Origin of the sequence: Arthrobacter sp. AZCC_0090, assembly GCF_014207375.1 — a bacterium.
GTDB lineage: Bacteria > Actinomycetota > Actinomycetes > Actinomycetales > Micrococcaceae > Arthrobacter.
The window spans coordinates 28,767-53,524 of the sequence record NZ_JACHEE010000017.1 but is presented as its reverse complement, the minus strand read 5'-3'; the positions used below and the strand labels follow the sequence as shown (position 1 = coordinate 53,524).

The following is a 24,758-nucleotide window of genomic DNA, read 5'->3' as shown; positions in this document are numbered from 1 at the left end:
GCCGAAGGCTGCGTCAGATACATATCACTGAATCTTTGGTTTCCGTGTCCCTCTTCTTTCGAAGTGGGTAAGTTCTATTCTTGACCCGCTTCCCGGTCAGCACAACCCCTCTGCAGGAACTACTGGCATGTAATTCCGGGACTTCGTGACTGGCCTGCGGGGTTCTGGCGGCTGGATGCTTGTGGCACAGTGTTGCTATGCCAGAACTTCCCGAAGTGGCCGGGCTAGCCGCCTTCCTGGGCAGGAATCTTCTCGGTGCCGAACTGACGAAGATCCAGATCACCTCTTTTGCAGTGCTCAAGACCGCCGATCCACCGTATTCATCCCTGGAGGGTCGGAAAGTCCTCCGGGTGGAGCGCTTCGGCAAGTTCGTCAGCCTCGACGTCGGGGGGATCCATTTCATTTTCCACCTCGCCAAGGCCGGGTGGCTGCGGTACACCGAGCAGCCGTCGCAGACCCAGCTACGGATGGGCGGCAGCAATATTGCCGCCAGGCTCAGCTTCACCAAGAGCGATGGTTCAACGCACGTCGGCGTGGATTTGACGGAGGCGGGAACGAAGAAAAGCCTGGCCGTGTACGTGGTGCGAAGCCCCATGGACGTTCCGGGCATCGCAACGCTGGGTCCGGACCCGCTAAGCCCGGAATTCACCGTGGAAACCTTGACCGGGATCCTGGCCACAAGCTCACACCAGATCAAGGGACTGCTCAGGAGCCAGAGCATCATCGCTGGCATCGGCAACGCCTATAGCGACGAAATCCTCCACGCCGCCAGAATTTCACCGTTCGCGATCGCCAAGTCGCTGGACAGGAATACCACGCAGGTCCTTTATGAGGCCATCGAAAGCGTCCTGGGGGCGGCTGTTGCCGCCGCAACCGGGAAAGCCTCCAACGAACTCAAGGACGCGAAGCGGAGCACCATGAGGGTACATGGCAGGGCGGGCCAGTCATGCCCGGTGTGCGGGTCCACGATCCGCGAAGTGTCCTTTGCCGACACCGCATTGCAGTATTGCCCGGGCTGCCAAACAAACGGAAAGATCCTGGCGGACCGCAGAACGTCGCGCTTCCTGAAATAGCCGTGCCAGCGGTCGCGTCAACCGCCAGCAGCTCAACCACGAGCCCGAATCGGGCCTAGTTGAATTCGGGGCTTTCGGTCCGGCTGCGCTTCAGCTCGAAGAAGTGCGGGTAGCCGGCCAACGTGACCGTGGCATCCCAGATACGGCCAGCTTCTTCTCCACGGGGAACGCGGGTCAGGACCGGGCCGAAGAACGCAGTGCCGTTGACCGCGACCACCGGAGTCCCCACGTCCTGGCCCACCAAGGAGATGCCGGATTCGTGGCTGGCACGCAGCTGCACATCGTATTCTTCAGAATCGGCAAAGCGGGCCAACTCGGCGGGCAGGCCGGTTTCAGCCAGTGCCTTGGAGATGACCTCGGCGAAATCCTTGATGCCTTCGTGGTGGATGAGGGAACCCATCGCGTCGTACAGCGGCTTGATGTACTTGGTTCCGTGCAGCTCGCGGGCGGCAATGATGACACGCACGGGTCCCCAGCCAAGCTCCATCTTCTCGGCGTACTCGGCCGGCAGTTCGCGGCCCTCGTTGAGAACAGACAGGCTCATGACGTTCCAATTGGTCTCGATGCCACGCACGTCTTCCACTTCGCCAATCCAGCGCGATGTCACCCAGGCAAAAGGGCACATGGGGTCGAACCAGAAATCAACCTTGTTTGCGGTCTGCTCGGGCACAGTGAACTCCTCGGATAGGACGTACGGGGGCGCGGCTAGCCGGAAGAATGTGCGTCCGGCACCGACTATGCCAACCTTGGGCTAGGCCGACTTATTCCGCCGCTTCGCCACGACCTCGTGCGCGATCATGGTGGGCTGGCCCTTCTTGTTCACGGCGTCGGCAGTGATGACGACGCTGGCGATGTCGTCCCTGCTGGGCAGGTCGAACATGACCGGCAGCAGCACTTCCTCCATGATGGCACGCAGTCCGCGCGCTCCGGTGCCACGTTCAAGGGCTTGGTCCGCAATCGAGTCAAGGGCGTCGTCGTCGAACAAAAGCTCGACGCCGTCCAGCTGGAACATCTTCTGGTACTGCTTGATCAAGGCGTTCTTGGGCTTGGAGAGAATCTGGATGAGCGCGGAACGGTCAAGGTTGGACACGGTGGTGATCACCGGCAGGCGTCCAATGAATTCAGGAATAAGCCCGAACTTGAGCAGGTCCTCCGGCATCACCTCGCCGTAGCTGTCTGCGTTGTCCTTGACCTCGTTGAGCGGGGCCCCGAAACCAATGCCCTTGCGACCGGACCGCGATCCGATGATGTCCTCAAGTCCGGCAAAGGCACCGGCCACAATGAACAGCACATTGGTGGTGTCGATCTGGATGAATTCCTGATGCGGGTGTTTACGACCACCCTGCGGCGGAACCGAGGCCACCGTGCCTTCGAGGATCTTCAGGAGTGCCTGCTGCACGCCTTCGCCAGAGACGTCGCGGGTGATGGACGGGTTCTCACTCTTGCGCGAGATCTTGTCGATCTCGTCGATGTAGATGATGCCTTGCTCGGCCTTTTTGACGTCGTAGTCAGCGGCTTGGATGAGCTTCAGCAAGATGTTTTCGACGTCCTCGCCCACGTATCCGGCCTCCGTAAGCGCGGTGGCGTCCGCGACGGCGAAGGGGACGTTCAAGCGGCGGGCCAGGGTTTGTGCGAGGTAGGTCTTGCCGCAACCGGTGGGGCCAATCAACAGGATATTGGACTTGGCGATCTCCACGTCCTCGTGGTGTCCACCTTCGCCAAGGCCGGTCTTTGGTGCGTGACCTGCCTGGATGCGCTTGTAGTGGTTGTAGACCGCGACGGCGAGGGAGCGTTTCGCCGGCTCCTGGCCAATGACGTACTCCTGGAGGAAATCGAAGATTTCCCGCGGCTTGGGCAACTCGAAGCTGCCCAGATCCGACACTTCAGCGAGTTCCTCTTCGATGATCTCGTTGCAGAGTTCGATGCACTCGTCGCAGATGTACACGCCGGGCCCGGCAATCAGCTTCCGAACCTGCTTCTGGCTCTTTCCGCAGAAAGAACACTTCAGCAGATCCGTGCTCTCGCCAATCCGAGCCATGTGGGAATCCCTTCGTTTCATGCGGGTGGTGCAGCCCCGTACCTATCCGCCAATTTCGCGAGATCGCAGCGGGGGCGCCACCATGACAACTTCCACTGTAGGACACAATGGGCTGCTTGGGTTGAAACAGAACGCCGATGCGGTCCATATTTCCTGAACCGCACCGGCGTCGAGTTTTGGCCAGTTACCTGGCGATCGCCTGGGGCTTGATCTTGCGGGAATCGAGCACCTGGTCGATCAATCCGTAGTTCATCGCTTCAGCGGCGGTGAGGATCTTGTCGCGTTCGATGTCATTGTTGACCTGCTCAGAGGTACGGCCGGAGTGGTGGGCCAGCGTGTCCTCAAGCCAGGTGCGCATGCGCATGACTTCGGCCGCCTGGATCTCGAGGTCCGAGGCTTGTCCGCCCTGGCCGCCGGACAGCGCCGGCTGGTGGATCAGGACGCGGGCGTTCGGCAGTGCGAGCCGCTTGCCGGGAGTACCGGCAGCGAGCAGCACGGCTGCGGCGCTGGCCGCCTGGCCCAGGCAAACAGTCTGGATCTCGGGACGGATGTACTGCATGGTGTCGTAGATGGCAGTCATGGCTGTGAATGAGCCACCCGGGGAGTTGATGTACAGGGTGATGTCCCGATCCGGATCCGTAGACTCGAGCACCAACAGCTGGGCCATGATGTCGTCGGCGGAAGCGTCGTCAACCTGTACGCCGAGGAAGATGATGCGGTCCTCGAACAGCTTCGTGTACGGGTCCTGGCGCTTGAAGCCGTAAGGGGTGCGCTCCTCGAACTGCGGGAGGACATAGCGGCTGGACGGGAGATTACCGGCAGACCATCCAAAGTTGTAATTCATGTTCATTGCTCCTGATCTGAATGTTTCGTGTGCCGGTTACTTCTCGGAATTCGAGGAGTTGGCCGTTCCGCCCCCGCCAGCGACCGATCCAGCGTGGGCTGAGATCTTGTCGAAGAAGCCGTATGCAAGGGCCTCAGTGGCGGTGAACCACTTGTCCCGGTCGTTGTCCTTGAGGATGGTCTCGACAGTCTGCCCGGTCTGTTCAGCGGTCAGCTCGGCCATGACCTTCTTCATGTGAAGGATCAGCTCGGCCTGGATCTTGATGTCCGACGCCGTGCCACCGATGCCGCCGGAAGGCTGGTGCATGAGGATGCGGGCGTTGGGCGTGGCGTAACGCTTGCCCTTGGTGCCCGAGGAAAGAAGGAACTGTCCCATGGAGGCCGCGAGTCCGGTGGCGACCGTCACGACGTCGTTCGGGATGAACTGCATGGTGTCGTAAATGGCCATGCCGGCAGTCACGGAACCACCAGGAGAGTTGATGTAAAGGTAGATGTCCTTCTCCGGGTCTTCAGCCGAGAGGAGGAGGAGCTGGGAGCAGATCGCGTTGGCGTTCTCGTCACGGACTTCAGATCCGAGCCAGATGATGCGCTCTTTCAGCAGGCGGTTGTAGATGTAGTTGTCCTGGGCCGCGGGATCGACGGTGGCCATCCTGGGTGCCTCTGCGTGCTGTGACATAAGTACTTACCTCTCGCTGGTGACAGGGCCATTGCTGAACTTGCCATCCCTGATCTTCACTACTTGGACACTAACCGTTTTCGATGGCGATTTGTTCTCCCAAATCGCGCTGTTCGCTGACGGCGCACGATTGGGGAGCGTCCGGCTTTTCGGCGCTGGCGCGGCTTAAACCAAGCCGCCCCCGGATCGAAGGATCCGGGGGCGGCAAGAGGCAAAACTAGAACTTCACTGCGGCAGGGTCATCGCTCGGAACGACGGCTGCTTCTTCGGCTTCTTCGACGCTGACGGTCTCTTCACCGGCGGGGCGCACGAAGTCGCTGAGGTCAACCTTGTTGCCTTCGGAGTCGACAACCTCGGCCTGACCCAGCACAACTGCGAGGGCCTTGCGGCGGCGGACCTCGGAAACCATCATGGGAACCTGGCCGCTCTGATCGATGATCTGGGCGAACTGGTTCGGGTCCATGCCGTACTGGCTTGCCGTGGAGACGATGTAATCGATCAGTTCGTTCTGGCTGACGTTCACTTCTTCCTTGTCGGCAATAGCGTCAAGGATGATCTCGTTCTGGAAAGCGCGGGCGGTGTTGGCCTTGACCTCCGCGCGGTGTTCCTCGGTGTCGTGCTCGCCTTCACCGTGGGCGTTCTCCGGGTTGAAGTGCGCTTCGAGCTGCTCTTCGACCACGGAGTCCGGAACCGGGACCTCGATGAGCTCGACCAGCTTGTCCAGGACCTTGTCGCGGGCTTCGACGCCCTGGCCGACCACCTTGGACTCAGCAGCCTGCTTGGCAAGGTCTTCACGCAGTTCAGCGAGAGTGTCGAACTCGGATGCCAACTGGGCGAAGTCGTCGTTTGCGTCAGGAAGCTCGCGCTCCTTGACGGTCTTGACAACAACCTTGACCTGGGCGGCCTCGCCGGCGTGCTCGCCGCCAACAAGCGTGGTGTCGAAGATTGCTTCTTCATCGGCAGACAGGCCGGTGACGGCCTCGTCCAGGCCTTCGAGCATGGTGCCGGCGCCAACCTGGTAGGACAGCCCGGTAGCGGAGTCAATCTCTGCGCCGTCGATCGTGGCGGTGATGTCGATGGTCAGGAAGTCACCATCGGCAGCAGGGCGGTCAACCGACTTCAGGGTGCCGAAGCGGCCACGGAGTTCATCCAGGGCCTTGTCGACGTCCTCGTCGGAGGACTCTGCAGCAGCAACCTCGATCTTGATGCCGGCGTAGTCGGGCAGTTCAACCTCGGGGCGGACATCGATCTCAACCTGGAACTTCAGCTCACCGTCGGTTGCGGAGGGGTCCGGAACCTCGGTGATCTCAACCTCGGGACGGCTCAGGGGGCGGAGGCCAGTTTCCTGGACAGCAGCCTGGTACCAGCCATTGAGGCCATCGTTGATGGCGGTCTCCAAGACGTAACCACGGCCGACGCGCTGGTCGACCAGCTTGGAGGGAACCTTGCCCTTGCGGAACCCGGGAACCTGGATCTGCGAAGCAACGGTCTTGTAAGCGGCATCGATGCTCGGCTTCAGTTCCTCAAAGGGAACCTCAACGTTGAGCTTGACCCGCGTGGCGGTGAGGTTCTCGACAGCGCTCTTCACAGTCTAAGTACTCCTGGTTTTGTGGGATGGGGTTCTGCCGCGTCCCGGATCGGGACAGGCACACAGAGTCGGGGTGACAGGATTTGAACCTGCGACTTCCTGCTCCCAAAGCAGGCGCTCTAGCCAAGCTGAGCTACACCCCGTGAATGCACAGGACAGTCTACGGGCATAGCGCCGGAGAATGCACATTTGACACTTGGCCCCTGAATTAGGTTTAGTTATATCCGGCTTCAACAGCCGCCGGAAAGATGCGCGGAACACCTCCAAGGGTGCATGCAGTCTCGCCCGGGGACGTAGCTTAATGGTAAAGCCTCAGTCTTCCAAACTGATTACGCGGGTTCGATTCCCGTCGTCCCCTCCAAAGAACGGAAGGGCCCCTCATTGAGGGGCTCTTCGCATTTAAGCAGGTTGAGCGTGCCTTTCCCTTCCTGACCTTCTTTGAAGGGGATTCTCCCTCAACACGCCGACGACACACCATTGAGAGAGCGTGTTCCGGTTCAAAAAGGGTAAGGACGGGAGGCACTAGGCGCCGACAGCGCCACGCGTTTTGCCTAGTCCTGGCAGCCAGGGCACCAATAGAGCTTGCGCGCACCGATTTCAGCCATCCCCACTGCTTCGCCGCATCGCCGGCACGGCTGGCCCTGGCGTTTGTAGACAAAGTGCGCCTCGCCGTCGAGCGCTCCTGCGTTCCCGCCGGTCCACAAAGCCGTTGGGGTCGTAACAATCCGCCCGTCCCGGACGCCGTCGTTCATGGCGGCCACGGTGTCATCCCACAGAAGTCCAGCAGTTTCGGCGTCCAAGGCGCCGCCCGTAGTCCACGGATCAACGCTCTGCCGGAACAGCACCTCCGCCCGATAGATGTTCCCGATTCCGGCCACAACGGACTGGTCCATCAGGAGGAGCCCCACGGCCGTCTTGCGGCGCCGCAGCCGCCGAATGAACTCGTCCCGGTCGCCCGGGAGGTTGTGGAGGGGATCGGGACCGAGCCGTGCCAGGACAGCTGCCGCCTCGGCCTCGGTGATCGCCGCACACGTGGTGGCGCCCCGCAGGTCCGCCCAGCCGTTGGCCGAGACAAGGCGAACGCGGACAGCCCCCACCGGTTCGGGCGGCCCCGCGTAGCCACTTTCCACATCCGCCGCATCGGGTCCCGCCTCCTGCTCTGTGCCTTGTGAATAGCTCTCCCGCTCGCCGATTCGCCGAGGCGCCCCGATGCTCGACGCCCCGCGGAAAGACTCGTCGCCGCCAAAGTTCCATGCACCATAGAGACCCAGATGGACATGCAGAATCACGCCATGGTCAAAACGGAGGAAGAGCTGCTTACCGTGTGCTCTCGCTTCCTGCAGCTTGTGGCCGTCCAGAAGCGCGGCACCCGCCGTGAAACGGCCCTGCGGGCTGGACAGTTCCAGTGTTTGACCGGCAAAGACATCCTGGAACTGACGCGCCAGGCGATGGATTGAATGCCCCTCAGGCACTATTCGACGATTTCGCCGGTCGTCTCGTAGGCGGCGATTTTTCCGATGCGGCGCACGTGGCGTTCGTCGTTGCTGAAGGGTTCCTGCAGGAAGGCCTCAATCAGTTCGGTGGCTTCATCGACTGTGTGCTGGCGGCCGCCGACGGCGATCACGTTGGCGTCGTTGTGCTCGCGCGCCAGTTTCGCGGTGGAAAGGTTCCAGGCCAGCGCGGCCCTGACGCCTTTGACCTTGTTTGCGGCAATTTGTTCACCGTTACCGGATCCGCCCAGGACAATGCCCAAAGCATGGATGCCGGCGCGCTGGTCGGCCACAACGGCAGCGGCCGCGTTGATGCAGAACGAAGGGTAGTCATCGAGGGCGTCGTACACCTTGGGACCGTGGTCAACCACGTCGTAGCCTTTGGCCGTCAAGTGGCTTACCAGGTGGGCGCTGAGCTCCATGCCGGCGTGGTCAGTAGCGATGTGGACGCGGGGTGTGGTCACAGGAAGTCCATTCAGTCTGGCACGCGAACGCGGCGAGGCCGGGCGCGGCGGTAAGGGATGCGGTTCCTAGATTACTAGGATCGGACCGTTGCTCACGTCTTAAGACGAAACCGGCAGACGCGGCAAACTTCGTGCCCTCAGGGAGCAGGAGGCTGCTCTCCACGCTGCGCACGGGCCGCGACGCGGTTCAGGATTCCCGCGAGCCTGTCCGCCGTGGCGGAGCTCCCGGCGCTGAACGCGACCCTGCGGCCACTGACCTGGCGGACGACGACGGCGGGCCCGCTACTCACGAGGATGGCGGTGGCTCCGGCGTGGTGCCGGAGTCCCCAGCCGCCAAAGTCAGCGGCCCTGACTTCTTGTGCGGCCGCTCCGGCGATGTCCACGGCGGGCACGGTCAAGACCTTTAGGACGCCGGCAACGAAGACCTGCACTCCTCCCCGGTCAGCACGCACCCGAACGAAGAGGAAACACGCTCCGATGACTGCGGCCGCCGCGAGCAACGCGCCCAGCCACGGGAGCGCAATCGCGATCAACAGGGCAGGAAATAGAGTGGCCACGCAGATCATGACGAACACCGAGCTTCTCGCGTGAACCCACAGCAACATGGAATCTTCCGCCAGGCCGGGGTCTTCCTTCAGGGTTACTTCGGCTTCGAGGGCGGCGTCATCCTCCGGCGTCCAGCGTGGATCAGGCTTGAAAACCATCATCATGACCACGCCCAGGGGCAGGGCCGCACCGGCACCGAGCGCGAGGACGGTGGCGTCAACGTGGGAGTTGCGGGCATCGGCGAGGCCCGTTTGTCCCACGAGTCCGGCGGCTAGCACGGCGGTGATGAAGAGCGTCACCATGAGACCCAAGCCCATCATGAACCGACGCATGATCACTGGCCTGGCAAGGGGTACGGCTTGGATGAAGACCAACCACCCTGTCAGGACCATGAGGCCGGTTCCTCCGAACATGTAGGCGGCGAACGGCGCAAAGCTGCTTCCGCCGTCGGCGTTCCACGCAATGGCGACGGGCTCGGGAAGGTTGTTGCGCAACATGAGCGCGCACACGGCGAATGCGGCGGCGAGCAGCAGCGGAAATGCCACTGCAAAGCGGAGAGCCCGGAGGTCCAACGAGTCGCGCATCTTTCCCATGTTCCAACGCTACCCCCGGCCAGCGACACTGTAATCCAGCGTCCTTGCCAAGCCGCGTTCAAATGAAAGAATGACTTCACAGCGCCGGCGTTGGCTGAAGTCAGCCGGCTTCCTGCAACCCCTTCTTGGAGGCACCACCTTGCCAGGCCTGAACCTGACGCGCGCCGAAGCCGGGCAGCGCGCAGAACTGCTCACCGTGACCTCGTATGACGTCACGCTCGACTTGACGAAGGGCGCCACGGTCTTCGGCTCCACCACGGTAGTGAAGTTCTCCGCCGTCGAAGGTTCCTCGAGCTTTATCGACGCGATCACGGAAACCGTCCACAGCGTGACGCTGAACGGCACCGAGTTGGATCCCGCAGTTGTGTCCGACGGCGAGCGCATCCAATTGCCCGGGCTCGCCGCCGAGAACGAGCTCAAGGTAGTTGCCGACGCCCCTTACATGAACACTGGTGAAGGCCTGCACCGTTTCGTGGACCCGGTGGACAACGAGGTCTACCTGTACACCCAGTTCGAGGTACCCGATTCCCGCCGTATGTTCGCTGTGTTCGAGCAGCCGGACCTGAAGGCGGCATTCAGGTTCACGGTTACTGCGCCTTCGCACTGGGATCTCATTTCCAACTCCCCCACTCCCGTACAGGTGGAAACCACCCCCGGGGACGACGGCGGTGCTCGCTCGGTCTGGCATTTCGCCCCCACTCCCCGAATCTCCTCCTACGTCACCGCCCTGATCGCGGGCCCGTACCAAGCGGTCCGCAGCAAGGTCACCAGCTCAGATGGCCGGACCATCCCCCTGGGTGTCTTCGCCCGCAAGTCCCTCATGCAGTACTTGGACGCCGATAACATCTTTGAACTGACCCGCCAGGGTTTTGAGTTCTTCGAGGCCCAGTTCGGTTTCCCTTACCCCTTCGAAAAGTACGACCAACTGTTCGTCCCCGAGTTCAACGCCGGCGCCATGGAAAACGCAGGCGCGGTGACGATTCTCGAGGGATACGTCTTCCGGGGCAAGGTCACTGGCGCCCAGATCGAACGCCGGGCCATCACAGTGCTGCACGAGCTGGCGCACATGTGGTTCGGCGACCTCGTCACGATGCGCTGGTGGAATGACCTCTGGCTCAACGAGTCCTTTGCCGAGTACATGTCCCACTTGGCTGCCGTCGAGAACACGGAATTCGACCGGGCGTGGACCACTTTTGCCTCGGTGGAGAAATCCTGGGCGTACCGGCAGGACCAACTGCCCACGACGCACCCGATTTTCGCCGAGATCAATGATCTCCAGGATGTCGAGGTCAACTTCGATGGCATCACCTATGCCAAGGGGGCTTCCGTCCTGCGGCAGTTGGTTGCCTGGGTAGGACCGGAACAATTCATGGCCGGCGTCCGCGAGTATTTCCAGAAGCATGCTTGGCAGAACACCGAATTGGTAGACCTCATGAAGGAACTCGAAGCTGCCAGTGGCCGTGACTTGGACCAGTGGGGCAAGCTCTGGCTTGAGACCGCCGGCGTTAACACGCTCGCCCCGGAGCTCGAGGTCGATGCGGACGGTATGATCACGTCGTTTTCGATCCTGCAGACAGCTATCGACGAACAGCCCACTCTGCGCCCACACCGCCTCGCCGTAGGTTTCTACAACCTCTCCTCCGATGGCAAGCTCGAGCGCACCCACAGGGAGGAGCTCGACGTCGACGGCGCCCGGACCGATGTCCCCGCCCTTGCCGGGCTGGAACGTCCGGACCTGGTCCTGCTCAACGACGACGACCTCGCCTACGCGAAGGTCCGCCTCGACCCCACTTCCTTGGCCACCGCGAAGGCCCACCTGAAGGACTTCGCCGGTAGCCTGCCCCGCACCTTGGTTTGGGGCTCGGCATGGGATGCGGCGCGCGACGGCGAGACTTCGGCCCGCGGCTATGCCGAACTGATTCTCGCGAACATCGCGTCCGAGACCGATTCTTCCGTGACCCTGGTCCAGCTGCGCCAGCTGGCCACGACACTGACCTACTACGTCGCAGCAGAACACAAGGTTGCCGCTACAGTGTCTGCCGCGGACAAGCTGTGGGAACTCTCCTCTACTGCGGCTGCCGGATCGGACGCCCAGCTCCAATTCGTGAAGTCGTTCGCGCTTCTCGCCGCCAGCAGCTCCCAGCTGGACACCGTCCAGGCGCTCCTGGACGGCCGCACCATTATGGATGGCCTGACCGTTGACCAGGACTTGCGCTGGGAACTCCTCACCTCACTGGTGGTGGGCGGCCGGCAAGGTCAGGACCTGATCGACGCCGAACTTGAGCGCGACCACACGGCCAACGGCCAGAACGCCGCAGCCTTGGCGACGGCAGCCCTTCCCACCCCGGAGGCCAAGGCCACTGCGTGGAAGAAGATCGTTGTGACCGGCGAGCTTTCCAATGCCATCCAAAGCTCCGCCGTCGCAGGTTTCACTCGCGTGCTGGATACCTCCCTGCTGGAACCGTACGCCGAAAAGTACTTTGAGGCCGTCCCGGAGATTGTTGCCAACCGCACCCATGCGCTGGCCCAGCAGATCGTCGTCGGGCTTTACCCCGCGCAGCTGACCACCCAGGCCACCGTGGACCGCACGGACAAGTTCCTGGCTGAGCTGCCGGCGGATAGCAGCGCGCTGCGGCGCATGATGCTCGAAAACCGCGACGGCGTGGCCCGCGCCTTGAGGGCCCGCGCAGCAGACGCCTAAACCGCGAGGCCCCGGTTCCGTATTCCTGGAGCCGGGGCCGCATGGCACGCCTGACCCCGAGTGCCGCCGTTAGACTTTCCGCATGAGCCTGGACGAACACCACTACTCCCTGACAGTGCGCTGGACCGGAAATCTGGGCAGTGGGACCTCCACCTACCGCGGCTATGCCCGGGACCACGACGTCGAGATCCCCGGGCTGCCCGTCCTGAAGGGATCCTCGGACCCGACATTCCATGGCGACCGTAGCCGGTACAACCCCGAACAGTTGCTGCTCGCCGCCCTGTCCCAGTGCCACATGCTGTCCTTCCTGCATGTCGCGGTCAAGCACGGCGTTGTGGTCACGGACTATGTTGACCACGCCGAGGGGATGATGCGCCTCAACCGCGATGGCAGCGGCCAGTTCGAGAACGTCATTTTGAAGCCGCAGGTCACGGTTGCCGACCCCGCGCATCTCTCCCTGATGGACGAATTGCACCATGAGGCCAACCAAGTGTGCTTCATCGCCCGGAGCGTCAACTTTCCGGTTCTGCATGAGCCGAGCACGACGGCGGCGGTCAGCTAGCCGGATGGCAAGAAGGCTCTGCGCCCCGGAATCAGTATGCGTATGCCGCCACGCTACGGCGATAGGGTTGGCTGTGGACAGAGTGTTCAGCGCCCGGCGAAAAAGGGCCCGGCGAACAATTGGATCCAGTGAGGAGCATTTCCCCAAATGAACGTCGCCTCGTCGACCGATAACATCGTGGCTGATGCCGCCAAGATCGATTTCGCGTCAATCTTCGTGACGCTTGGCATTGGATTGGTTGTCTGGGTTGTGGCCCGGTTCGTCATTCTGCGTATCACCCGCCGCGTGGCCGAGGGCACCAGTTTCTTCAAGAAACCGCATTTCAAGTGGGCCCAGCCGGCCTTCCGGGCGCTGGACCACGAACGGCGATCCCAGCGTGCGCACACCATTGGTTCACTGCTGACGAGTATTCTCAGCGTCGTGGTGGTGGTCATCGTCATCATCTACGTGCTCAAATTCCTCAACGTGGACATTGCGCCGCTACTCACGAGCGTCGGCATTTTGGGTGTGGCCATTGGCTTTGGCGCCCAACAACTCATCCGCGATTTCCTGTCCGGGATCTTCATCACCATCGAGGATCAATTTGGAATCGGCGACGTGATCGTCACCACCGAAGTGATTGGTACCGTTGAATCGGTAGGTCTCCGGATCACCCGGCTCAAGGCCGAAGACGGCGCCATCTGGTACCTGCGCAACGGAGAGATCCTAAGGGTGGGCAACCGTTCGCAAGGCGACTACGTTCCGGAGGAACCTGCTTCACCGGACGACGTTCCGCCTGCACCTCCCGGTACTGCGCCTGCCGAAGCCGCGGCATCTGGTGCGCCTCGATCTTCAAAGGAATCCCTCAAGATTCAAGAGCAGAAAGCCAGTGAGTGACATGAGCAGCCAGCCGGAATCCGCACCACCGCATCCGGCCGAACGGCGGCAGTTGATGCAAAATGATCCGTTCAGCCAGCCTGCCTACACCGACAGCTTCTATGAGGCCATCGGTGGCCACGAGACTTTCGTGAAACTCATCGATGTGTTCTACGACGGCGTCGCCGGAGATCCTTTGCTCCGGCCCATGTACCCGGAAGAAGACCTCGCTCCGGCAAAGCGACGGTTCCTCATGTTTCTTGAGCAGTATTGGGGCGGTCCAGTCACCTACAGCGAGGAACGTGGGCACCCCCGATTGAGGATGCGGCATATGCCGTTCCAGGTGACACCAGAAGCCAAGGACCGCTGGCTCTTCCACATGCGCTCGGCAGTGGATTCGCTCGGGTTGTCGCCGCTCCACGAAGGCACACTGTGGGACTACATGGAGCGGGCTGCACTCACCATGGTGAACAGCCCGTCGATCCAGCAGCCCTGAGCTTGTAGGCGGCTGGGCTGTGTTGGCTCGGGGTTGGCTCGGGCTCAGTGAGCCTGGAAGGCCAGGCCTGATCCCGATCGTGCCAGGATGTGGCCCCGGCTTCCGCTGAGCCGGAACCAACGGCCGTTGCGGAAGAGGCGGTGTTCCCCATCGCCAAGGAAACCGAGCGCCATGGCCGCGAACGCTGCACCTGCGGGCACGCCGTCGAGTCCCGGAATCTCCCGTCCCCACACTGTTGCCCTGGCATTGTTGACAATCAAAGCGCCCGGCTGATCCGGAACAATCCCGGCAACCTCGGCGATGCCGGCATTCGCAACGGACTTGAGCTCGACGTCGGGAACTGAACCCAGCGGCTCCCAGCCGCTGCGCGGCGCCCCAACTCCCGCCCACGATTCGGAAACGGTCGACGGCGGGATCGGCAACTCGACGTCGTCGGCACCGGAGCGCGCTAGGCGGTCCAAGACCGACGACAGGGTCACGGTGACGTCCGCGTGGGCCTCATCGGCCAGGGCGATGGTGCGCAGCCCGAGGATAGTGGGGGTCGATTCGCCCAGGAGGCGCGGCCTCAGGACACACACATATGCAGCCAGGACGCGGCCGGATGCCTGGAGCCGAATCGCGCCGTCGTCGATGCTCTTGGCACGCGTGACATAGGTGCGGAGATCGGCCAGATCACGGGGATCGACGAAATGGAAAGACTGGGTCAGTACATCGGACACATCATCGACTCTACCGGCATGTCCGCGGTTGAGAGGGGTCGGGGCGGCGTCTAGAGTCGAACCATGACTGACGCGCACGCCGGCCTGGAACATCAGGTTGCCATCGAGGACCCGACATCCACCCTCATCGAGCTGTTGTCCCTGGCCGATTTCGACGGCGCGAGGACAGCCGAGGACATCTTCCTTGGGCCGTCCCAGAAACAGCCGCGACATCGCGTCTTCGGCGGGCAAGTGCTGGCGCAATCACTTGTGGCCGGTATGCACACCGTGGAGAAGGACCGAACCGTCCATTCGATGCACGGCTATTTCCTTCGTCCCGGGGACGCCAACCAACCGATCACTTTCAGCGTGGAACGCCTGCGTGACGGACGCTCGTTCTCGGCGCGCCGGGTACACGCGTATCAAGAAGGAAAACCGATCCTGTCGATGATCGCTTCCTTCCAGACCGAGGCAGAGGGCGTGGAGCACCAGACCGCCATGCCAGTGGGGATCCCGGACCCCGAATCCCTGCCGAGTACGGCCGAACTCCTGCAGAAGTACGACCATCCGCTGGCCCGCCACATGTCCTTCGAGCGACCCTTCGATGTCCGCCACGTCAATCCGGCACTGTATGTGGAAGCACCCAAGGACCGGATAGCCAGCAACGCTGTCTGGATGAAGACCTTCGGCCCGATGCCGGACGACCCCAACCTTCACCTGGCAGCCCTGGCCTACGCGAGCGACTACACGATCCTCGAATCTGTGCTGCGCAAGAACGGGTTGAGCTGGATGTCGCCGGGCATGAGCGTAGCCAGCCTTGACCACGCCATGTGGTGGCATCGTCCCGTCCGCGTGGATGAATGGCTGCTCTACGTCCAGGAGTCCCCCAGCGCCCAAGGCGCCCGTGGACTGGCCACCGGCAAGATCTTCAGCCGTGATGGCCAGCACGTCGCCACGGTGGCGCAGGAAGGCATGCTCCGGATTCCGTCGTAGTTGCTTGCCTCGCCGCCACAAGGCAGCCGAGATCATCCCAACAAAAAAGGCCGGCGCCCCGGAAAGATATCCAAGGGCGCCGGCCTTCTATGGTTGCTTACGCTTAGTCGCGGGTCAACTTGCGGTGTGTCACACGGTGCGGCTTGGCAGCGTCCGGGCCGAGGCGCTCCACCTTGTTTTCCTCGTAGGACTCGAAGTTACCCTCGAACCAGTACCACTTTGAGGGGTTTTCCTCGTCGCCTTCATAGGCCAGGATATGGGTGGCGACACGGTCGAGGAACCACCGGTCGTGGGAGACCAATACAGCACAGCCGGGGAACTCGAGCAGGGCGTTCTCAAGGCTGCTGAGTGTTTCGACGTCGAGGTCGTTGGTGGGCTCGTCAAGCAACAGCAGGTTTCCGCCCTGCTTGAGGGTCAGCGCCAGGTTCAGACGGTTGCGCTCACCACCGGAGAGTACCCCGGCTTTCTTCTGCTGGTCTGGCCCCTTGAAGCCGAAGGCCGCGACGTAGGCGCGGGACGGCATTTCAACGTGGCCGACCTGGATGAAGTCGAGACCGTCGGAGACGACCTCCCAGAGCGTCTTGTTGGGGTCGATGCCGCCGCGACTCTGGTCGGCGTAAGAGATCTTCACGGAGTCGCCGACCTTGAGGTCGCCGCCGTCGAGCGGTTCCAGCCCGACGATGGTCTTGAACAAGGTGGTCTTGCCGACGCCATTGGGGCCGATGACGCCAACAATGCCGTTGCGAGGAAGGGAGAACGAAAGCCCGTCGATCAGGGTCCGGTCTTCGAAACCCTTCTGCAGGTTCTTCGCTTCCAGGACCAGGCCACCTAGACGGGGTCCCGGCGGAATCTGGATTTCCTCGAAGTCGAGCTTCCTGGTGCGGTCAGCCTCGGCTGCCATTTCCTCGTACCTGGCCAGACGGGCCTTCGACTTGGTCTGGCGGCCCTTGGCGTTGGAACGCACCCATTCAAGTTCTTCGCTAAGGCGCTTGGCCTGCTTGGCGTCCTTCTTGCCCTGGATTTCCAGGCGGGCGCGCTTCTTCTCCAAGTACGTGGAGTAGTTGCCTTCATAGGGGTACAGGCGGCCGCGGTCGACTTCACAGATCCACTCGGCGACGTGGTCCAGGAAGTAGCGGTCGTGAGTGATCGCGAGGACCGCGCCCGGGTAGGAAGACAGGTGCTGCTCCAGCCACAAGACGCTTTCGGCATCCAAGTGGTTGGTGGGCTCGTCAAGGAGCAAGAGGTCGGGTTTCTGGAGCAGGAGCTTGCAGAGGGCTACGCGGCGGCGCTCACCACCGGACAGGACAGTCACATCGGAGTCGCCCGGCGGGCAGCGGAGTGCGTCCATGGCCTGTTCGAGTTGGGAATCGATGTCCCAGGCATCTGCGGCGTCGATCGCTTCCTGGAGGTGGCCCATTTCCTCCAGCAGGGTGTCGTAGTCGGCATCCGGGTTGGCCATTTCCTCGGAGATCTCGTTGAAGCGCTGGATCTTCGAGTAAATCTCGCCCACACCTTCCTGGACATTGCCCAGGACGGTCTTTTCCTCGTTCAGGGGCGGCTCCTGCAGGAGGATGCCCACGGAGTAGCCGGGGCTGAGGCGGGCTTCGCCGTTCGACGGTGTGTCAAGGCCAGCCATGATCTTAAGGATCGTGGATTTACCGGCCCCGTTGGGGCCAACAACGCCGATCTTCGCGCCAGGGAAGAACGACATGCTGACATCGTCCAGGATAAGTTTTTCGCCAACAGCCTTGCGAGCCTTGGTCATCGTGTAAATGAATTCCGCCATGCCGTTAAATCTAATGGGTGGCAAGGCATAACTCACATTCGGCGCTACTAGCGGGAATCTCCGACGAAGCATTTGCCGCTGGCCAGCACGGGCAGCACGGAGACTGAAACCTGGCCGTCCCTGATTTCGCCCATGACGCAGTCCTTGTCCAGTTTGGCCGCCGCCTCGATGGCATCGGCGTCCAGTCCTGTGGGCGTCTTGCTCGCGGACACCTCCAAGGTCGAGGCCGGAATGCCCGCTGAAACGAGTTGCGATCGCAGTGCTTCTTGTGTCGGCTTGGGGGACGCCGCGGCCAGGGTCTTGAGCGCGGACTCCATGGTCTGTTTCAGGATCACCGTGTTCGGGCTCAGCGAGGCCGACGCCGATGAGCTTCCAGCGCCGGCACTGGCGGTGGCCGGATCGGGGGTGGCTGGACTCAGGGTGGCTGGACTCGACGGGGAAGGCGAAGAAACCGGACCGTTTCCCGACACGACAGGAGTCGGCGCGGAACAGCCGGTCGCCAGTCCGACCACAAGCAGCGGCACCGCAAGCAGCAAACGTCGACTTCCCGCTACGTGGCGGTGTCCTGATGGTTGTCCCCGTGTTCCCCTGCTCATCACCCGGCCATTCTGCCATGCGGCGCACTGCATGCTGCGCCGCATGGCAATCCGCGGATGCCCACGGCGACCTGATTCAAACACCCACGTCCACAAGCTCTCCTGTATCAGCATCAACAAGTACGGGCTCGTCACCTTCTCCGGCTGGAAGAATCACTCCCCGCTCGGCTGCGGCACTTGCGTCCTCGTCGTCGTGCGGGCCGCCGTCACCGTCGTCTTCCGCCGCGGGCCACTGATTCTCCGGCGCGTCCGCGGCCGCGGGAGTGCTTTGTGGACTCGTACCGCTTGTGGTCCGAATGAAGTTCGCCGAGCCCCACATGAGGTCGTGCCCTACTGACTCGGCAATGATTTCGGCAACATGGTAGACCTTGCCGTCGCGCTCCCATTGCCTCAACTTGAGTTTGCCAACCACGATGATCCGCTGACCCTTCTTGACGCTGCACCCGATATTTCCCGCGAGATGCCTGAAGGCTTGGACGGTAAACCAGTTGGTGTTGCCATCGATCCAGACATCGTTGGCGCGGTCGAACCTGCGCTCCGTCGAGCCCAGACGGAACGATGCAGTCCCGGTTCCGCCCGGCGTCGTCGAGCTTCTGATTTCCGAGGCCACGAATCCCCGGACGGTGATGATGTCGTTCATGGTCTTGTCCTAACCTGAGTTGAAAGTGCCTGTCTGGCCCTTTCAGCTTCACGTGCCGCCAAGATCGGCGGCAGTACGCAATTCCCGTATGTGCATAGCCCCACCAAATAGCCGTCTGTGGAGGAAGGGTCACCGCCGTGGCCGACCTGACAACACAGGCAGCCGCCACAATGTAAACTCTTGATGGCGCCTCAGCCACGAGCTGTTCATGCGCCGCCAGCCTCGGTAGCTCAGAGGATAGAGCAGGAGCCTTCTAATCTCTTGGTCGGGGGTTCGATTCCCTCCCGGGGCACTCAAAGAGCGGCTCTGACCTGCGAAAACGTAGTTCAGAGCCGCTCTAAGTACTAATTTATTACGGAGCTACCAACCCCCTACCGGGCTCGTTGCCAGGCACAGGATGGTGGCTTTCCGGGTTTCGCTACGCGCCTAGTGACCACCGGATGGGCTAGTGCCTGCCATCATTCCCTGCTGCCAGTCCTTGTCCAGACGCGAACCGACCGTGAAGAGACTTCCTGTATTTGCTTGGAACGCAACTTCAAATCCAGCGGCGCTGCCCCACGCGGAGACGCTTGGGCTGGTCTTGTTCATCATTCCAAGCCCCCAGTTCCTGATTCCGGACGGCCCTGCGGTGTACAAATCGCCGGTGTTGGCCTGGAATGCCGCTATGAACGACCCGTCACTGAGGGTGGTGATGCTGGGGCTCGTGTCTTTCATCATGCCCAACTGCCAGTCCTTATTTCCGGCTGCACCATATGTGATGAGGCTCCCCGTGTTGGCTTGGAAAGCGATCTGGTATTCGTTGCCAATAGCCGTGATCGCCGGACTGGTTCCGACCATCATGCCTTGTTGCCAATCCCTGGTTCCGTCGGGTCCAAGTGTAAAGAGACTGCCTGTGTTTGCCTGGAAGGCGATGATGGTGTCACCGTTAGCCAGCGTGGCGATGGCTGGACTCGTTCCTGCCATCACGCCCTGGCGATAGTCCCATCCGCCTGCGCTTCCGTAGGTGCAGAGGGATCCAGTGTTGGACTGCAGTGCCACCTTGTATGTTCCGTCGTTGAGAGCGGTAAGGGCGGGGCTGGTCCCGGCCATCATGCCGATCTGTCGGTTGTAGGTGCCACTGGCGTCGACCGTCCACAGTCCGCCGGTATTCGCATGAACAGCGAAGGCGTTGATTCCTGATGTCAACTTTGCGATGGACGGGCTCGTGCCAGCCCGCATTCCCAACTGGTGATCTTTTGTGCCGTTTGGCCCGACCGAGAACATGTTTCCCGTGTTGGCTTGGAATGCGACGGTGTCATTGTTGGGCAAGGGCGATCCCGGAGGCGCAACTGGGCCGACGAACTGCTTAGGACGGAGGTATCCGGCGATGCCGGACTTTGTTGTCTGCTGAACCGCACAGTGGCGGTCTGGCCAGCCGTTCTGCTCGAAGACCAGGACGTTGGAGCCTCGATCTTCGAGAACCACGGCCACGTGTGACGTTGCGTGGTTGTAGGCACCCCATTGCCACACCGCGATGTCGCCCTTTTGTGGCGCGGACCCGGCATCAATTTTATTGAAGTAGCCTCCGCTCCCGTTGTAGTCAAAGCCATCCCATATGGCACATGCATAGCCAGGGTGGCTGCCGTATTGCGTTGACAAGACATTTTGGAAGCCGACGACTTCTCGGCAGTAATAGACCCACAGGTCAAAGCACTGCCAGGGCCAATCAGTGGGGTAGCCGTCGTAGTCGATGAGCGCACCATTGTGCCTGCTGACGAACGCGTCAACATCTGCGATGCCGGCAGCCCGTGCCGGGCCCGCAGTGAGTCCCGTCAGTGCAGCTCCACCAAGTGCTACGGCCATCGACAGGGTCGTCCTGCGAGCAATCTGAACCGTCATTGGAGATATTCCCCCTGTATCTCGAGCCTCCCTGCCGGAGGCGATAGTGAGAGGCTAAGTGGTTTATCGAATGAATCGATGAACCTTTGCGAAACTCTTCATATGTGAAGCGGGTCACTCCTTTTGACTTTTGTTGGGGCGTTCGATGATGCATCATTCAGCCCTTTGCCGGCAGCCGAAGACCCAAGGCCGCAAAAACACGCCAGCCCATGCCTTCACGCCCACTGCGATCTACGCTGTTCCCATGGTCCCGAACGTCCCAGGCTCCGCCGCCATCACCACGCGCCCCGCAACCTGGCCCGACGTCGAAAGGCTCTTTGGCGTCCGTGGCGAGCCGTCGCGCTGCTGGTGCCGGTGGTTCGCCCTCCCCGGTCAGGATTGGAAGACCACTCCCCCGGAGGCGCGGAAAGAGCAACTCAAAGCCAAGTTCGACGGCGGCGGCCCCGAACCCGGAGTTCTCGCGTTTCGAGGCGGCGAAGCGGTGGGCTGGTGCGCCGTCGAGCCGCGCCAATGCTATCCACGCATCGAACTATCCCAAGTCCTCAAGGCCGCAGGAACGGCCGCCCACGAAAGCGCTGGGGTTTGGTCGGTCAGTTGTTTTGTGGTTTCTCCCGGCCACCGCCGGAGCGGCGTGGCCGCAGCATTGCTGGCCGCCGCCGTCGGGCATGCTTTCGCCCACGGCGCCGAAATAATCGAAGGCTACCCCGTGGATCCCTCGCTGCGACCGAAGGCGGGTTCGGCCGATCTCTATCAGGGGACGGTCAATTTGTTTACCGTGGCCGGCTTCACGACGGTTTCCACGGCGGTGCCAGGAAGGGCGGTCATGCGGCTACGGCGCTGATTTCCTGAAGACCGGCCGCCGAGGCAAGCCCACTTATGGCAGCGTCAGGACAACGGGGCCGTCTGCGGTGATCGCGACTGTGTGTTCGCTGTGCGCCGCACGGCGGCCATTGGCGGAGCGCAGGGTCCATTGGTCGTCATCGTGGTAGTAGTCGTCGCTGCCTCCGAGAATCAGCATCGGCTCAATGGCGATCACCAGACCCTCCACGAGCTTCACCCCGCGGCCCGGCCGGCCGATGTTCGGAACGTTGGGTTCCGCGTGCATAGTCCGGCCAATGCCGTGTCCCCCGTGATCGGCGAGGATCCCGTAGCCACCGCGCTTGGCTTCCCCGCCGATGGCGTACGCAAGATCGCCCATCTTGTTTCCAATCCGGGCGGCCTCGATTCCGCGGGCAAGGGCGGCATCCGTGGCATCGATCAATTCCTGGTCCACAGGGTCCGGAGTACCCACAATAAAACTGACGGCTGCATCTCCGCACCATCCCTGCAGGAATGCCCCGCAGTCGACGCTCAAGAGATCGCCGTCCTGTAGCGCGTATCCGTCCGGGATGCCGTGCACAACGGCGTCGTTGACGCTCGTGCAAATGACCCCGGAGAACGGCGTGGACGCCCATCGCGGACGGTAATTAAGGAATGCCGGCTTGGCTCCCGCTGATTCGATGAAAGCAGCAGCAACGTCGTCCAGTTCCTTAAGCGACACGCCAACTTCGGCTTGCGAACGAACCGCGGAAAGTGTGTTGGCAACCACCCTCCCGGCTTCGCGCATGAGTGCAATCTCGTCTGGCGTCTTCACCATGGACAAAGCGGCCTCCAAAGCACTAGGAACAAGGGGCCCGGGCCGGCCACCGGATGAACTCCCTCCACCCCACTCTATGGGCGCCCTGGTGCTAGTCAACCGGGTGGCGCACCGAGCTCGGCGCGGGAGGGCCTCGCCGCAAAAGTGTCCCCCGCAAGACTGTCTTAGAGTCGCAGTATGGAACATGGACGAATCGCCATCATCCGGGACCGCCTGTATGCGGAAGCAGATCCGGAACGCGCGAAAGCGACGCAAGCGTATATGAAATCATCCATGCCGTCCCTCGGCGTCAGGGTTCCCACTGTCCGTCGCATGGTTCTCACGACCGCGAAGGAACTGCCTTTCGGGTCTGCGGCAGAACTGCGCGACGACGTCAGGCTGCTGTGGCGGGAGGCCACATGGCGGGAAGAACGCTACGCGGCCATCGATCTGACCTCGCTCAAGTTCGTGGCCAAGGACCTGGAGATGTTGCCGCTGTATGAAGAAATCATCCGGACAGGTGCATGGTGGGATTTCGCGGACGGTGTCTCCGACCGCATTTGTGCCCTTCTTCAGCACCACCGGCGTAAGCTGACCCCGCTGCTGAAGAACTGGGCAATCGACCCGGACTTCTGGATCCGGCGCGCCGCCATCACTTCCCAGCTCAAGGCAAAGTCGGCGACGGACCAGGAACTTCTCGCCACTGTGCTCGACGCCAATCTGGCCGACAGGGAGTTCTTCATCAGAAAGGCAATCGGCTGGGCGCTGCGGGAGTACGCCAAAACGGATCCCCCATGGGTGCGGGACTATGTGGAAACCCGACGGGCCGGCCTGAGCCAGTTGGCATTGCGTGAGGCGATGAAACACCTCGACTGAATTCGGTTCAGGACCTGGGCTTGGGCCTGAGCTGCAAGATGCCGCGACGTGGGCGGAACAGCACGTGCGTCTTCTTGTCATAGAACACCAGGTAGGCAATAAAGAGGACCGCGATAGCGATAGCCACTCCTCGCACCACGGCAAGAGGAATCCACTGGAAGACACTTAATTGGTCCGTCAGTGCGATAAGGGTGAAGAACGCCGTCAAATAGAAGACGGTCCGGAGCTGGGGTCCGTCCGCGATGCCCGTCACAGTAAAGAACACCAGTAGCCAGACCATGTACCAAGGTTGAATCACCGGCGCCAAGACGACGACGGCGGCGAAGGCCCAGGCCATCCTGCGAAGCACAGTCTTGTTGAACCCAGGTTCGTCGTCGATCGGCGCTGGCATTCCGATTCCGCGACCCGGCGTGCGGACGGCAAACCAGACGATAGCAAGGGCAGAGACCGCCGTTCCGATGGTCTGGATGACATCCGTCACAGGGACTCCGGGACCGCCGAAAAGTCCGACGGCGAAGCCCGCCGTATGTGCCAGCAGGCCCACTGGCGCGTACCAGATCCACACGGCGCCAGGAGTCTGCAAGGCACCGAGCCAACCGAATCCCAGTCCGTTGACGAAGCCCGCGGCGGCCAGTAACCCCAGGGATAGGCCCAACGTGGCCGTCCAGCAGAACATCCTGCGGCCCCACCCGGCGCGGGACCCTGCCCACAGAAGGCCAGCAAAAGGCAAGGCAATCAAAGTAATTGGCTTGATGGCGATCGAAGCGGTGATCAGCACTATTCCAAGAACGGGACGTTTGACCGAGGCGTAGTACAGCCCGGTGACAACCAGCCCCAGCATTAAGGAGTCATTGTGCGCGCTTGCAATGAAGTTGATCAGGAGAACCGGATTGAGAACCCCAAGCCAAAGCGCCCTGTCCGGGTTCACTCCATGAAGTGCGGCCAATCGCGGAACGTAGACGGCGAGGAGCAAGACCCCGCCGAGTGCCGCCAGCCGGAAGGGAATCAGGGCAAGTTCGGGGATGCCTGCATCGAAGATTCCTGTGCTTACCCAAACGGCACCCTGTTCGATCCACAGCCACAACGGACCGTACGGCGTGGGGGCCTCGGTCCACAAAGTGTCCGGACCGAGGGAAAAGTAGTTACTCAGGGCGGAGATGCCGTTGGTATATGGATTCAAGCCTTGCAGCATAAGCCGGCCCTGGCCGATGTACGCATAGGCATCCCTGCTAAACAGGGGCAGCGCGAACATCAAGGGCACAGTCCACATCCACAATGCACGCCGGAGCACAGGACGTGAGGAAGAGTTCCACCCACCGATCCGCTGCGCAATACGCAGCCATGAGCGCAGGAGCAGCAGCGCACCGAGGCAGAGCATCACAGTGCACAGGATCACTCCCACAGGAGATGTCCGGGCCATGATGAAGAGGGGCATACGGATCAGAGCGCCGCTGGTTGTTGCCAGCCAGCCGACTCCAACCGAGCCGGCCACCATGAGCAAAGATCCAATGAATCCTTGAAGGATCGCCGTCCTTGCCGCTTTGGCGATAGCAGTTCCGTGTCGTGGGGCGTGGGAGCCGTCAAGCGCCTCTGGATGAGCCAACGAACTCCTCACCTCACGCTCGCGAAACTTCGACGTCACCATCAAACAAAATCCTGTCCGGTTCCCTGCCGCAACCGGGCCAAAGTGGTAGTGCCGGGTGCCATGGATTATTGCAACTGTAGCATCGCCGCCCGCGGCAGCCCGGGGT

General features: G+C 61.9%; 23 protein-coding genes and 3 tRNA genes. 10 read left to right on the top strand and 16 right to left on the bottom strand.

Annotation, left to right across the window (positions count from 1 at the left end; all coding sequences use genetic code 11):
* Nucleotides 1–197 precede the first annotated feature (197 nt).
* The gene (locus HNP00_RS21100; RefSeq protein ID WP_184741669.1) at nt 198–1,073 is read left to right on the top strand and encodes an Fpg/Nei family DNA glycosylase; all 876 of its coding nucleotides are present in this window, start codon (nt 198–200) and stop codon (nt 1,071–1,073) included.
* A gap of 55 nt (nt 1,074–1,128) precedes the next feature.
* On the opposite strand, the gene HNP00_RS21095 is transcribed toward HNP00_RS21100, so the two are convergent.
* From HNP00_RS21095 to HNP00_RS21070, 6 genes are all read right to left on the bottom strand, one after another.
* Complete coding sequence (locus HNP00_RS21095; protein WP_184741696.1) at nt 1,129–1,698, bottom strand: disulfide bond formation protein DsbA; 570 nt, start codon at nt 1,696–1,698, stop codon at nt 1,129–1,131.
* Between the two features lie 126 nt (nt 1,699–1,824).
* Complete coding sequence (clpX, locus tag HNP00_RS21090) at nt 1,825–3,111, bottom strand: ATP-dependent Clp protease ATP-binding subunit ClpX (RefSeq protein ID WP_184741668.1); 1,287 nt, start codon at nt 3,109–3,111, stop codon at nt 1,825–1,827.
* A 184-nt stretch (nt 3,112–3,295) separates the two neighbouring features.
* Nucleotides 3,296–3,955, bottom strand: a complete 660-nt coding sequence (locus HNP00_RS21085) for an ATP-dependent Clp protease proteolytic subunit (RefSeq protein ID WP_018777832.1) — start codon at nt 3,953–3,955, stop codon at nt 3,296–3,298.
* Between the two features lie 36 nt (nt 3,956–3,991).
* A complete protein-coding gene (locus tag HNP00_RS21080; protein WP_184741695.1) occupies nt 3,992–4,603 on the bottom strand; it encodes an ATP-dependent Clp protease proteolytic subunit in 612 nt (203 codons plus the stop codon).
* A 244-nt stretch (nt 4,604–4,847) separates the two neighbouring features.
* A complete protein-coding gene (tig, locus tag HNP00_RS21075; protein WP_184741667.1) occupies nt 4,848–6,218 on the bottom strand; it encodes a trigger factor in 1,371 nt (456 codons plus the stop codon).
* 68 nt (nt 6,219–6,286) lie between these two features.
* Nucleotides 6,287–6,361: transfer RNA gene (locus HNP00_RS21070), tRNA-Pro, on the bottom strand.
* A 144-nt stretch (nt 6,362–6,505) separates the two neighbouring features.
* Here HNP00_RS21070 and HNP00_RS21065 point away from each other — a divergent pair.
* A tRNA-Gly gene (locus tag HNP00_RS21065) sits at nt 6,506–6,579 on the top strand.
* A gap of 190 nt (nt 6,580–6,769) precedes the next feature.
* Here the strand turns inward: HNP00_RS21065 and HNP00_RS21060 are convergent.
* The 3 genes from HNP00_RS21060 to HNP00_RS21050 all read right to left on the bottom strand — a co-directional run bounded on the left by HNP00_RS21060 (nt 6,770) and on the right by HNP00_RS21050 (nt 9,311).
* Nucleotides 6,770–7,690, bottom strand: coding sequence for a DNA-formamidopyrimidine glycosylase family protein (locus tag HNP00_RS21060; RefSeq protein WP_184741666.1), 921 nt, complete (start codon nt 7,688–7,690; stop codon nt 6,770–6,772).
* The gene (locus HNP00_RS21055; RefSeq protein WP_184741665.1) at nt 7,690–8,172 is read right to left on the bottom strand and encodes a ribose-5-phosphate isomerase; all 483 of its coding nucleotides are present in this window, start codon (nt 8,170–8,172) and stop codon (nt 7,690–7,692) included. Before HNP00_RS21055 ends, HNP00_RS21060 begins: the two co-directional genes overlap by 1 nt.
* A 137-nt stretch (nt 8,173–8,309) precedes the next feature.
* Nucleotides 8,310–9,311 carry a hypothetical protein gene (locus HNP00_RS21050; RefSeq protein WP_184741664.1) on the bottom strand — a complete coding sequence of 334 codons (1,002 nt, stop codon included), beginning with the start codon at nt 9,309–9,311 and terminating at the stop codon, nt 8,310–8,312.
* A 139-nt stretch (nt 9,312–9,450) separates the two neighbouring features.
* Between HNP00_RS21050 and pepN the strand changes: the two genes are divergently transcribed.
* The 4 genes from pepN (at nt 9,451) to HNP00_RS21030 (ending at nt 13,925) form a co-directional block, all read left to right on the top strand.
* Entirely contained in the window at nt 9,451–12,012 is a 2,562-nt protein-coding gene (gene pepN, locus HNP00_RS21045) for an aminopeptidase N (protein ID WP_260405101.1), read from the top strand.
* A gap of 82 nt (nt 12,013–12,094) precedes the next feature.
* On the top strand, nt 12,095–12,574 hold the full coding sequence (locus HNP00_RS21040; RefSeq protein ID WP_184741662.1) for an OsmC family protein: 480 nt from the start codon (nt 12,095–12,097) through the stop codon (nt 12,572–12,574).
* A 147-nt stretch (nt 12,575–12,721) separates the two neighbouring features.
* On the top strand, nt 12,722–13,450 hold the full coding sequence (locus HNP00_RS21035) for a mechanosensitive ion channel family protein (RefSeq protein ID WP_184741661.1): 729 nt from the start codon (nt 12,722–12,724) through the stop codon (nt 13,448–13,450).
* Between the two features lies 1 nt (nt 13,451).
* Entirely contained in the window at nt 13,452–13,925 is a 474-nt protein-coding gene (locus HNP00_RS21030; RefSeq protein ID WP_311770643.1) for a globin, read from the top strand.
* 44 nt (nt 13,926–13,969) lie between these two features.
* On the opposite strand, the gene HNP00_RS21025 is transcribed toward HNP00_RS21030, so the two are convergent.
* Nucleotides 13,970–14,644: a hypothetical protein gene (locus tag HNP00_RS21025; protein ID WP_184741660.1), complete on the bottom strand. Its 675-nt coding sequence runs from the start codon at nt 14,642–14,644 to the stop codon at nt 13,970–13,972.
* 63 nt (nt 14,645–14,707) lie between these two features.
* Here HNP00_RS21025 and tesB point away from each other — a divergent pair, with 63 nt between their 5' ends.
* Nucleotides 14,708–15,616, top strand: a complete 909-nt coding sequence (tesB, locus tag HNP00_RS21020) for an acyl-CoA thioesterase II (RefSeq protein WP_184741659.1) — start codon at nt 14,708–14,710, stop codon at nt 15,614–15,616.
* Between the two features lie 103 nt (nt 15,617–15,719).
* Here tesB and ettA read toward each other — a convergent pair whose 3' ends face one another.
* The 3 genes from ettA to HNP00_RS21005 all read right to left on the bottom strand — a co-directional run bounded on the left by ettA (nt 15,720) and on the right by HNP00_RS21005 (nt 18,638).
* The gene (gene ettA / locus HNP00_RS21015) at nt 15,720–17,402 is read right to left on the bottom strand and encodes an energy-dependent translational throttle protein EttA (protein ID WP_184741658.1); all 1,683 of its coding nucleotides are present in this window, start codon (nt 17,400–17,402) and stop codon (nt 15,720–15,722) included.
* A gap of 47 nt (nt 17,403–17,449) precedes the next feature.
* A complete protein-coding gene (locus tag HNP00_RS21010; protein ID WP_311770642.1) occupies nt 17,450–17,872 on the bottom strand; it encodes a DUF6993 domain-containing protein in 423 nt (140 codons plus the stop codon).
* Nucleotides 17,873–18,074: 202 nt separating this feature from the next.
* The gene (locus HNP00_RS21005) at nt 18,075–18,638 is read right to left on the bottom strand and encodes a single-stranded DNA-binding protein (protein WP_184741657.1); all 564 of its coding nucleotides are present in this window, start codon (nt 18,636–18,638) and stop codon (nt 18,075–18,077) included.
* A gap of 219 nt (nt 18,639–18,857) precedes the next feature.
* Between HNP00_RS21005 and HNP00_RS21000 the strand changes: the two genes are divergently transcribed.
* Nucleotides 18,858–18,930, top strand: a tRNA-Arg gene (locus HNP00_RS21000).
* Nucleotides 18,931–19,064: 134 nt separating this feature from the next.
* On the opposite strand, the gene HNP00_RS20995 is transcribed toward HNP00_RS21000, so the two are convergent.
* Nucleotides 19,065–20,480, bottom strand: a complete 1,416-nt coding sequence (locus HNP00_RS20995; protein WP_184741656.1) for a CHAP domain-containing protein — start codon at nt 20,478–20,480, stop codon at nt 19,065–19,067.
* 280 nt (nt 20,481–20,760) lie between these two features.
* Here HNP00_RS20995 and HNP00_RS20990 point away from each other — a divergent pair, with 280 nt between their 5' ends.
* A complete protein-coding gene (locus tag HNP00_RS20990; RefSeq protein WP_184741655.1) occupies nt 20,761–21,357 on the top strand; it encodes a GNAT family N-acetyltransferase in 597 nt (198 codons plus the stop codon).
* 33 nt (nt 21,358–21,390) lie between these two features.
* Here HNP00_RS20990 and map read toward each other — a convergent pair whose 3' ends face one another.
* Nucleotides 21,391–22,158, bottom strand: coding sequence for a type I methionyl aminopeptidase (gene map / locus HNP00_RS20985; protein WP_184741654.1), 768 nt, complete (start codon nt 22,156–22,158; stop codon nt 21,391–21,393).
* A gap of 171 nt (nt 22,159–22,329) precedes the next feature.
* Between map and HNP00_RS20980 the strand changes: the two genes are divergently transcribed.
* Complete coding sequence (locus tag HNP00_RS20980; protein WP_184741653.1) at nt 22,330–23,007, top strand: DNA alkylation repair protein; 678 nt, start codon at nt 22,330–22,332, stop codon at nt 23,005–23,007.
* A gap of 7 nt (nt 23,008–23,014) precedes the next feature.
* Here HNP00_RS20980 and mptB read toward each other — a convergent pair whose 3' ends face one another.
* Nucleotides 23,015–24,610 (bottom strand): polyprenol phosphomannose-dependent alpha 1,6 mannosyltransferase MptB, encoded by a 1,596-nt coding sequence (gene mptB, locus HNP00_RS20975; RefSeq protein ID WP_184741652.1) that lies wholly within the window; start codon nt 24,608–24,610, stop codon nt 23,015–23,017.
* Nucleotides 24,611–24,758: the final 148 nt, after the last annotated feature.

Excerpts from the sequence above, each read along its gene's own strand:
- HNP00_RS21100 (WP_184741669.1), top strand. The coding sequence starts at position 198 with ATGCCAGAACTTCCCGAAGTGGCCGGGCTAGCCGCCTTCCTGGGCAGG.
- HNP00_RS21095 (WP_184741696.1), bottom strand. The coding sequence starts at position 1,698 with ATGTGCCCTTTTGCCTGGGTGACATCGCGCTGGATTGGCGAAGTGGAA.
- clpX (WP_184741668.1), bottom strand. The coding sequence starts at position 3,111 with ATGGCTCGGATTGGCGAGAGCACGGATCTGCTGAAGTGTTCTTTCTGC.
- HNP00_RS21085 (WP_018777832.1), bottom strand. The coding sequence starts at position 3,955 with ATGAATTACAACTTTGGATGGTCTGCCGGTAATCTCCCGTCCAGCCGC.
- HNP00_RS21080 (WP_184741695.1), bottom strand. The coding sequence starts at position 4,603 with ATGGCCACCGTCGATCCCGCGGCCCAGGACAACTACATCTACAACCGC.
- HNP00_RS21050 (WP_184741664.1), bottom strand. The coding sequence starts at position 9,311 with ATGGGAAAGATGCGCGACTCGTTGGACCTCCGGGCTCTCCGCTTTGCA.
- HNP00_RS21040 (WP_184741662.1), top strand. The coding sequence starts at position 12,095 with ATGAGCCTGGACGAACACCACTACTCCCTGACAGTGCGCTGGACCGGA.
- HNP00_RS21035 (WP_184741661.1), top strand. The coding sequence starts at position 12,722 with ATGAACGTCGCCTCGTCGACCGATAACATCGTGGCTGATGCCGCCAAG.
- HNP00_RS21030 (WP_311770643.1), top strand. The coding sequence starts at position 13,452 with ATGAGCAGCCAGCCGGAATCCGCACCACCGCATCCGGCCGAACGGCGG.
- tesB (WP_184741659.1), top strand. The coding sequence starts at position 14,708 with ATGACTGACGCGCACGCCGGCCTGGAACATCAGGTTGCCATCGAGGAC.
- ettA (WP_184741658.1), bottom strand. The coding sequence starts at position 17,402 with ATGGCGGAATTCATTTACACGATGACCAAGGCTCGCAAGGCTGTTGGC.
- HNP00_RS21005 (WP_184741657.1), bottom strand. The coding sequence starts at position 18,638 with ATGAACGACATCATCACCGTCCGGGGATTCGTGGCCTCGGAAATCAGA.
- HNP00_RS20995 (WP_184741656.1), bottom strand. The coding sequence starts at position 20,480 with ATGGCCGTAGCACTTGGTGGAGCTGCACTGACGGGACTCACTGCGGGC.
- HNP00_RS20990 (WP_184741655.1), top strand. The coding sequence starts at position 20,761 with ATGGTCCCGAACGTCCCAGGCTCCGCCGCCATCACCACGCGCCCCGCA.
- HNP00_RS20980 (WP_184741653.1), top strand. The coding sequence starts at position 22,330 with ATGGAACATGGACGAATCGCCATCATCCGGGACCGCCTGTATGCGGAA.